This window comes from Rhodococcus sp. ENV425 (assembly GCF_002887785.1).
Classification (GTDB): Bacteria; Actinomycetota; Actinomycetes; order Mycobacteriales; family Mycobacteriaceae; genus Rhodococcus; species Rhodococcus aetherivorans.
In genome coordinates, this window is sequence record NZ_PCZU01000139.1 from 1 (window position 1) to 7,195 (window position 7,195).

The window sequence follows — 7,195 nt, forward strand, 5'->3', positions numbered from 1 at the left end:
AGAAGCCGGAGGAGCGGTCCGCGCGGTCACGCCGTCGCCGCGGCACTGCCGCCCCGGCGGAGACCCCGGCCGCGGCTGAGCCGGACGAGGCCCCGTCCGACACCGGTGAGCCGCGCGGCGCGATCGGTCAGTGGGTGCGGCTGATCGGCGAGGGCGTCGTCGCGATCATCGCGGGCGCGCTGCTGTTCAAGGGCTTCGAACAGTTGTGGGACGCGTTGCCGTGGGTGGCGTTCGCGCTCGCACTTCTGGTCATTGTCGGCCTGGTGGCGATGGTGCGCATCCTCCGCCGCACCGACGACATCACGAGCCAGCTCATCGCTCTCGCCGTGGGCGCCTTCGTGACGTTCGGTCCGCTGTTGTTCCTGCTGCCCACCGGCTGATCCGCACGTCGTCATGAGCGTCCTTTCGCGAGAGATCCTGGTCGGGTTGTCGACCGCCTCGGTGTATCCGGAGAACACCGAGGCGGCCTTCCGCTATGCGGCCGAACTCGGCTACGACGGCGTGGAGCTGATGATCTGGGCCGAGTCGGTGAGCCAGGACGTGCGGGCGGTGCAGGCGCTGGTGCGCAAGTACGGCGTACCGGTGCTGGCGGTGCACGTGCCGTGCCTGCTGATCTCGCAACGCGTGTGGGGCTCGGACCCGGCCGCGAAGCTCGAGCGGTCGGTGCGGGCGGCGGAATCGTTCGGTGCCACGTCGGTGGTGGTGCATCCGCCGTTCCGGTGGCAGCGCCGCTACGCGGACGGCTTCGCGGATCAGGTGGCGGACCTCGAGGACCGCAGTCACGTGGTCGTCGCGGTGGAGAACATGTACCCGATGCGCGCCGACGTGTTTTTCGGCGGCCGCGACCGGACCGCCCAGCGCATGCGCAAGCGGGGCGGGCCGGGCCGGGCGGTGTCGGCCTACAGCCCGTCGATCGATCCCACCGACACCGGCTTCGCGCACTACACGCTGGACCTCTCGCACACCGCCACGGCGGGGATGGACGCGGTGGCGCTCGCCGAGCGCATGGGCGGTGGTCTGGCCCATCTGCACCTCGCGGACGGCCACGGTGCTTCGACGGACGAACATCTGCTCCCGGGCGAGGGGGGCCAGCCGTGTGAGCAGGTGTGCCGGCTCCTCGCCGAGAGCGACTTCTCCGGGCACGTCGTCCTGGAGGTCAGCACCCAGGGGGCGCGTACCCGGTCCGCGCGGGCACGGGCGCTGGCCCAGGCGCTGGCCTTCGCTCGCGAGCATCTGCACCGCGCCCCCCGACTGGCGATCACCACCGGGCCCGAGCATCCGCGTTCGACGGCGATCGAGCAGGTTCGCGCGTCAGGCCAGGGCGCCGATCCCGGCGCCGAGAACCACGACGCCTGAGATCGTCACCCCGGCGACGAGGGCGGCGGCGCCGAGCCACACCGAGGCGATCATCGCGCCCGGCCGCCGGGGGTCGGGGCCGAGCACGGACAGGAAGAATCCGGCCGGGATCAGGATCGCCGAGCCGAGCACGGCGAGCGCGCCGGCCGCGGCCCATCCGGGTGAGGCGCCGACCGCGTCGGTGAGCACCGCCACGAGCAATCCCAGGGTGAAGAGGACGCCGGCGTGGGCGTGACCGGCCCGGAAGAAGGCCTTCTGCAGCTCGTTGGCCGGCACCCGCCCGCCGGTGACGCGCAGCAGGAACGTGCCGCCGAAGGCGATCCCGGCGACGGTGAGCAGGGTGGCGCCGAGGGCGATGACGAGTACGGGATGCACGAGGTCCTCCTCGCAGACAATTGGATAGTTGCAATATCCAATACTGGATAGTTGTACTATCCGATGTCAAGAGGAGGTGGCAATGCGGATCTCGGAACTGGTGGCCCGCACCGGCGTCCCGTTGGCGACCGTGAAGTACTACCTGCGCGAGGGCCTGCTGATGCCGGGCGAGGCGACCAGCGCCACCCAGGCCCGGTACGACGAGCGGCACGTCCGCCGCCTCGCCCTGATCCGTGCGCTCGCCGCCCAGGGGCTGCCGCTGCCGCGCATCCGCGAGATCGTCCGTCTCCTCGACGGCACCGACGAGTCGCTGTTCGTCGCCCTCGGCCGGGCCATCGCCGCGCTGCCGCCCTACCCGCCCGACGACGACGCGCCCGAACCCCGCGACTGTCCGCGTGCCCGGCGCGTCCTCGAGCGGCTCGGCCAGCTCTACGACCCGCGGTTCGCGGCCGTCGCGCAGCTCGAGCGAGCCCTGGCCGCCCTCGAATCCGCCGGCCTGGCGATGAGCGACGAGCGCATCGACGTCTACGGACGGCACGTGCTCGGCATCGCCGAGCTCGACCTCGACCTGCTGCCCACCCGGTCCCGGGATGCGACGGTCGAGGCGGCGGTCCTCGGCACGGCCCTGTACGAACCCGTCCTCACCGCGATGCGCCGCCTCGCGCACCAGCACCTTGCCGCCCGCCGCTTCACCGAGTTCTTCCCACCCGGTTCCCTCGACAGCCCCGTCGCCGATTCCCAGGAGCAGCAGTGACCGACGCCGTGCCCGATCCCGAGAACCACCCGTTCCGCGACCTGACGACACTCGACGCCGCCGGCGACGATCGCTGGCTCGCCCACATCGCCCCGGTCTGGACGATCGGCCCCAAGGTGCACGGCGGTTGCATGCTCGCCGTGTGCGCCGCGGCGGCCCGGTCGGCGCTGCAGGCCGCCGGGTCCGATCCGGCCGTGCAGCCCCTCGCGGTGAGTGCCGGGTTCGTCGCCGCCCCCGACCCCGGCGACGTGCAGCTGACCACCACCGTCCGCAAGCTGGGCAAGCAGGTCGGTCTGGTCGACGTGGAGCTGGCCCAGGGCGACCGCATCGCGGTCCGTGCCTCGGTGACGCTCGGGCAGCCCGACGCGGGCGAGCCGCGATACACCGCGCCGCACCCGGTCACCGGGCTGCCGGTGCAGCCGCCCGCCGGCGCGCCCCTCATCGGGCCCGGCCACCCCATGGCGCAGGTGGTGAACCTGTGCGGCGGGGCCGACCTCGTCGTGGACGAGGCCAGCGCCCGCTTCCTCGCGGGAGAGCAGGGCGAACCGGTGGTGCGGATGTGGGCGCGGCCGTGGCCGGGGGACGAGGCCGACGTCGACACCGCCGTGCTGTTCGCGCTGATGGCCGGGGACATCTCGGCCCCGGTCACGATGAACCGCGGCCTGTTCGGCTGGGCTCCGACCGTGCAGCTCACCGCCTACCTGCGGCGACTGCCGGCGCCCGGCTGGCTGCGGATCATGGCCGACAGCACGGTCCTGGGCAACGCCTGGTTCGAGGAGGACCACACCGTCGTCGACGCCACCGGCGCCGTCGTCGTGCAGAGCCGCCAGCTCGCGATGATCCCGCGCTGATCGTCGGGGCGATGCGGGGCACGACAACGGTCGTGGCAGGCTGTTGCCCATGACGAGAATTGCGGTGATCGGTGGCGGCAGGATCGGCGAGGCGCTGGTCTCGGGGCTGCTGCAGAGTGGATTCGCGACCAAGGATCTGGTGGTCGTCGAGAAGTTCCCGGCCCGGACCGAGGAGCTGGCCACCGAGTACTCGATCCGCGTCACCGACTCGATCGCCGACGCGGCCGAAGGCGCCGACGTGCTGGTGATCGCGGTCAAGCCGGGCGACGTGGACGTGGTGCTCGCGGACCTGGGCAAGGCCGACCTGGACAGCGACCGCGAGAAGCTGCTGATGTCGCTGGTGGCCGGCGTGCCCACGTCGCGGTACGAGAACAAGCTGCCCGCCGGATCGCCGGTCGTGCGCGTCATGCCCAACACCCCGATGCTGGTGGGGGAGGGTGCGAGCGTGATCGCCGCCGGCCGGCACGTCAAGCCCGACCATCTGGCGCTGGCGCGCGAGATCCTGGAGTCCGTGGGTACCGTGACGGTGGTTCCCGAGTCCCAGATCGACGCGGTCACCGCCGTGTCCGGTTCCGGCCCGGCGTACTTCTTCCTCGTCGCCGAGGCGATGATCGATGCGGGCGTCGCTCTGGGCCTGACGCGGGCGACCACCACCGAGCTGGTGGTGCAGACGATGACCGGTTCGGCGGCCATGCTCGCCCGGTCGGGGGAGAACGCCGCCGACCTGCGTGCAGCGGTGACATCGCCGGGCGGAACCACCGCGGCGGCGATCCGGGAACTCGAGCGCGGCGGCGTCCGGACGGCGTTCTACGAGGCGCTCGCGGCGGCCCGGGACCGCTCCGCGGCCCTCGGTTCGTCCGGGGATTGAGGAAATTCGTCGCGCGCATCGTCGCACGGGAACCATTGGTCACGCTAAGCTCGATCGAGCACGTGCGTGTCTGTTCCGCCGGAGGGGAAGCCGGCGGCGCGGGACGTGCCGGAGGTGTGTAATGGTATCTGGAAGCAAACCGTCGAAGGGTCAACCCGAGGACGGTCAGTCGGTTCTCTCCGGCACCCAGTTCCTCACCGTCGCCGAGGTGGCGGCGCTGATGCGGGTGTCGAAGATGACCGTGTACAGGCTGGTGCACAGCGGGGAACTGCCCGCCGTGCGAGTGGGGCGTTCGTTCCGGGTGCACGCCAAGGCTGTGCACGACTACCTGGAAACGTCCTACTTCGACGTCGGCTGAGCGGTCGACGACCGCAATCGAACCCGGAGCGGACCTCGGTTTCACCGATCGAAACCCGCCCCGGTAGGATTGCTTGTCGTCGTACCGGCCACCCGGTGTCGTGAGGCGCTGAGCTCGTCACCACGAGGCCCAGCGTCGACAACAGGCGTACGTCACCGGCGTGCGCGCAGGAACGCTAGAGAGAACGTGAGGGAAAACCCAGATGGGTTCTGTGATCAAGAAGCGCCGCAAGCGCATGTCGAAGAAGAAGCACCGCAAGCTGCTCCGCCGCACCCGAGTGCAGCGTCGTAAACTCGGCAAGTAGATCGATCTCCCGATGCCCGTCACCCCGCGGTGGCGGGCATCGAGCGTTTCCGCCGGCTCGTCGGCGGCCGGCGAGCGGAATGTCCGGTTCGGCCGGAATGCGGAGTGTGCGCCCGAGGGGCCGAAGGTCCCGCACAGGGGCCATTCCGGTGATCGGTTACTCCGGTGTAATGCTTTGTTGCGAAAGTCACCGTATCGTGAGAGACCGGAGTGACGGCAGGGGGTATGTGGGTGAGTTCGGAGATCGACGGTATCGACCCGCCGAGGGTGGCCCTGGTGACCGGAGCGAGCCGATTCCTCGGTGGCTACCTGGTCACCCGGCTGGCGCAGCATCCGGCGGTCGAGCGCGTCATCGCGGTCGACACCCAGTCGCCCACCAAGGACATGCTGCGGCGCATGGGCCGCGCCGAGTTCGTGCTCGCCGACATCCGCAACCCCCTCATCGGCAAGGTCATCCGGAATATGGACGTCGACACCGTCGTCCACGCGTCGACCCTCACCAAGGCTCCCAAGTCCGGTAGCCGCGCCGCGATGAAGGACATGAACGTCCTCGGCGCGATGCAGTTGTTCGCCGTGTGCCAGAAGACCCCGTCCGTGCGGCGCGTCGTGCTGCGCTCGTCGTCGGTGGTGTACGGCTCGAGCGCGAAGGACCCCGCGAAGTTCACCGAGGAGATGAGCGCGCGCCGGCGGCCGACCGGCGCCTTCGCCCGCGACATGATCGAGGTCGAGGGCTACCTGCGCGGAATGGCGCGCCGGCGGCCCGACATCGCCGCGACGATCCTGCGTCTCGCCCCGACGGTGGGCAACCATATGCCCGGCTCGGTATCGCGGTACCTCACCTCGCCGATCGTGCCCACCATCCTCGGTCGCGACGCCCGGTTGCAGTTGCTGCACGAGGAGGACGCCCTCTCGGCGCTCGAACGGGCCACCGTCGCGGGGCCGCCCGGGACCTACAACGTCGCCGGCGACGGCATCGTGATGATGTCGCAGGCCGTGCGGCGGGCCGGCGGACTGACCGTGCCGATGCCCTACGGGTTGTTCCGCACCGTCGGGCAGGCACTGATGGGGCCGGTGATGAAATCGTTCAACAAGGAAGAACTCGACTACTTCCACTTCGGGCGCGGCCTGGACACCACGCGGATGCGCACCGAACTCGGCTTCGAGCCGAGGTGGACCACCAAGCAGGCACTCGACGACTTCGCCCGCAACGTCGGACTGCGGCGGGTCGTCCGGACGGAATGGGTCGATCGAACCGAGTCGGTCCTGCTCTCGGCGCTCGGAGAGCGGATGGAGGCGCGATGACAGAAGTTGCCAAGGTGATCCCGCTCCACGGTGGGACTGGGTCGGCGCGGCGGGCGGCCGCACGTCCGGGTGCCGGTTCCGGTCATCCGTCGACGTACGGCCTCGGCTCGCCGACACCACCCGAGCGCCCCGAGCTGCCCGTGCAGGAGACGGCGGCCGACGGGTTCCTCGACGATCTGCGGCACAAGCTGGTCGGGCAGATCACCGGTACCGCCGAGTTCCTCCGGCGCCGCATCACGGGCGACTACGAGGTGGACGACTTCGGGTTCGATCCGCATTTCACCGACAACGTCCTGCTGCCCGCGCTGCGGCCGCTGTTCGAGAAGTGGTTCCGCGTCGAGGTGCGGGGCATCGAGAACATTCCGGCCGACGGCCGCGCGCTGATCGTCGCCAACCATGCCGGCACGTTGCCGGTGGACGCGCTGATGACCTCCGTCGCGGTGCACGACCTCGCCCACCGTCCGCTGCGGATGCTCGCGGCCGACCTCGCCTTCGGGATGCCGGTCGTCGGCAGCGTCACCCGCAAGGCCGGGCACACCCTCGCGTGCCATCCCGACGCCGAGCGGCTCCTCCGCGAGGATCAGGTCGTCGCGGTGTTCCCCGAGGGGTACAAGGGGCTCGGCAAGCCGTTCAGCGAACGCTACAAGCTACAGCGGTTCGGGCGCGGGGGCTTCGTCTCGGCCGCGCTCCAGACCAAGGCACCGATCGTGCCCTGTTCGATCGTGGGCTCGGAGGAGATCTACCCGAAGATCGCCGACCTCACGTCCATCGCCCGGCTCCTCGGCCTTCCGTACTTCCCGATCACCCCGCTCTTCCCGGCTCTCGGTCCGCTGGGCATCGTTCCGCTGCCCTCGAAGTGGTACATCGAGTTCGGCACACCGATCGCCACCGACGTCTACGACGACGCCGCGGTGGAGGATCCGATGGTGCTGTTCGAGGTCACCGACCACGTGCGGGAGACCATCCAGCAGACGCTGTACCGGTTGCTCACCAAGCGGCGCAACGTCTTTCTCGGCTAGGGCACCGGC

General features: G+C 70.4%; 9 protein-coding genes and 1 pseudogene. 9 read left to right on the forward strand and 1 reads right to left on the reverse strand.

Annotated elements, in window-relative coordinates:
- A pseudogene (locus tag CQZ88_RS30835) lies at nt 1-380 on the forward strand (hypothetical protein); the annotation flags it as partial.
- A 13-nt stretch (nt 381-393) separates the two neighbouring features.
- On the forward strand, nt 394-1,356 hold the full coding sequence (locus CQZ88_RS10835) for a sugar phosphate isomerase/epimerase (protein ID WP_006935986.1): 963 nt from the start codon (nt 394-396) through the stop codon (nt 1,354-1,356).
- Here CQZ88_RS10835 and CQZ88_RS10840 read toward each other — a convergent pair.
- Nucleotides 1,312-1,731, reverse strand: coding sequence for a hypothetical protein (locus CQZ88_RS10840; protein WP_102799740.1), 420 nt, complete (start codon nt 1,729-1,731; stop codon nt 1,312-1,314). The two genes, CQZ88_RS10835 and CQZ88_RS10840, sit on opposite strands and share 45 nt — an antisense overlap.
- An 82-nt stretch (nt 1,732-1,813) precedes the next feature.
- Between CQZ88_RS10840 and CQZ88_RS10845 the strand changes: the two genes are divergently transcribed.
- The 7 genes from CQZ88_RS10845 to CQZ88_RS10875 all read left to right on the forward strand — a co-directional run bounded on the left by CQZ88_RS10845 (nt 1,814) and on the right by CQZ88_RS10875 (nt 7,186).
- Nucleotides 1,814-2,485 carry a MerR family transcriptional regulator gene (locus CQZ88_RS10845; protein ID WP_043803244.1) on the forward strand — a complete coding sequence of 224 codons (672 nt, stop codon included), beginning with the start codon at nt 1,814-1,816 and terminating at the stop codon, nt 2,483-2,485.
- Nucleotides 2,482-3,336, forward strand: a complete 855-nt coding sequence (locus CQZ88_RS10850) for a thioesterase family protein (protein WP_065922296.1) — start codon at nt 2,482-2,484, stop codon at nt 3,334-3,336. The genes CQZ88_RS10845 and CQZ88_RS10850 overlap by 4 nt, the downstream gene beginning before the upstream one ends.
- 49 nt (nt 3,337-3,385) lie before the next feature.
- Complete coding sequence (gene proC / locus CQZ88_RS10855) at nt 3,386-4,204, forward strand: pyrroline-5-carboxylate reductase (protein WP_029545142.1); 819 nt, start codon at nt 3,386-3,388, stop codon at nt 4,202-4,204.
- Nucleotides 4,205-4,325: 121 nt separating this feature from the next.
- Nucleotides 4,326-4,562: a helix-turn-helix domain-containing protein gene (locus CQZ88_RS10860; RefSeq protein WP_003937551.1), complete on the forward strand. Its 237-nt coding sequence runs from the start codon at nt 4,326-4,328 to the stop codon at nt 4,560-4,562.
- Nucleotides 4,563-4,764: 202 nt separating this feature from the next.
- A complete protein-coding gene (locus tag CQZ88_RS10865; RefSeq protein WP_003402602.1) occupies nt 4,765-4,866 on the forward strand; it encodes a 30S ribosomal protein bS22 in 102 nt (33 codons plus the stop codon).
- 224 nt (nt 4,867-5,090) lie between these two features.
- Nucleotides 5,091-6,167 carry an NAD-dependent epimerase/dehydratase family protein gene (locus CQZ88_RS10870; RefSeq protein ID WP_044475927.1) on the forward strand — a complete coding sequence of 359 codons (1,077 nt, stop codon included), beginning with the start codon at nt 5,091-5,093 and terminating at the stop codon, nt 6,165-6,167.
- Nucleotides 6,164-7,186, forward strand: coding sequence for a lysophospholipid acyltransferase family protein (locus CQZ88_RS10875; protein WP_006935972.1), 1,023 nt, complete (start codon nt 6,164-6,166; stop codon nt 7,184-7,186). Before CQZ88_RS10870 ends, CQZ88_RS10875 begins: the two co-directional genes overlap by 4 nt.
- Nucleotides 7,187-7,195 lie beyond the last annotated feature (9 nt).

Coding starts and splice junctions, on each gene's coding strand:
- CQZ88_RS10870 (WP_044475927.1), top strand. CDS start 5,091: ATGTGGGTGAGTTCGGAGATCGACGGTATCGACCCGCCGAGGGTGGCC.
- CQZ88_RS10835 (WP_006935986.1), top strand. CDS start 394: ATGAGCGTCCTTTCGCGAGAGATCCTGGTCGGGTTGTCGACCGCCTCG.
- proC (WP_029545142.1), top strand. CDS start 3,386: ATGACGAGAATTGCGGTGATCGGTGGCGGCAGGATCGGCGAGGCGCTG.
- CQZ88_RS10860 (WP_003937551.1), top strand. CDS start 4,326: ATGGTATCTGGAAGCAAACCGTCGAAGGGTCAACCCGAGGACGGTCAG.
- CQZ88_RS10875 (WP_006935972.1), top strand. CDS start 6,164: ATGACAGAAGTTGCCAAGGTGATCCCGCTCCACGGTGGGACTGGGTCG.
- CQZ88_RS10845 (WP_043803244.1), top strand. CDS start 1,814: ATGCGGATCTCGGAACTGGTGGCCCGCACCGGCGTCCCGTTGGCGACC.
- CQZ88_RS10865 (WP_003402602.1), top strand. CDS start 4,765: ATGGGTTCTGTGATCAAGAAGCGCCGCAAGCGCATGTCGAAGAAGAAG.